The sequence below is a fragment of the Marinobacter sp. genome, assembly GCF_041984545.1.
Classification (GTDB): domain Bacteria; phylum Pseudomonadota; class Gammaproteobacteria; order Pseudomonadales; family Oleiphilaceae; genus Marinobacter.
The window spans coordinates 1-565 of sequence record NZ_JBHIXV010000105.1 but is presented as its reverse complement, the minus strand read 5'-3'; the positions used below and the strand labels follow the sequence as shown (position 1 = coordinate 565).

The following is a 565-nucleotide window of genomic DNA, read 5'->3' as shown; positions in this document are numbered from 1 at the left end:
CATACCACCAGATAATTCACTAGGCATTAATTGAGCTGCACCGCGCAATCCTACTGCCTGTAGCTTTAAAGCGACAATTGTCGCAATAACGTCTTCAGAAAGTTTTGTATGTTCGCGAAGTGGAAACGCCACGTTATCGAACACACTCATATCGGTAAAAAGCGCACCACTTTGAAAAAGCATGCTCATTCTACGACGTGTCTCATATAGCGTTTTTCTCGACATAGAAACAATCGAATCGCCGTCGAATCTAACGTCACCTTCATCTGGCGTTAACTGCCCGCCAATAAGGCGCAGCAGCGTGGTTTTACCTATACCACTTGGCCCCATTACCGCAGTAATTTTGCCTTTGGGTACCTTTAGCGATATCCCATCATAAATGATGCGATCAGCGCGCTTAAAGGTAAGGTTATCTACTTCAACTAAATGATCCATAGTTACTTAAATGTCGACCCCTGACGTTGGATTGAGACCTTAAAAAATAACGCGTTCAATCCACTTAGAAAATTTTAAAATTATAAGAGTAAGTGAGTATTCAATTTCTGTGCCTTCACTTGATCCACTC

At 42.1% G+C, this 565-nt stretch carries 1 protein-coding gene; it reads right to left on the bottom strand.

The genetic code is table 11. The annotated features are described in order from the left end of the window. Positions 1–435: ATP-binding cassette domain-containing protein (locus ACFC20_RS17755; RefSeq protein WP_375194138.1), on the bottom strand; the 435-nt coding region annotated here is incomplete at its 3' end. Positions 436–565: the final 130 nt, after the last annotated feature.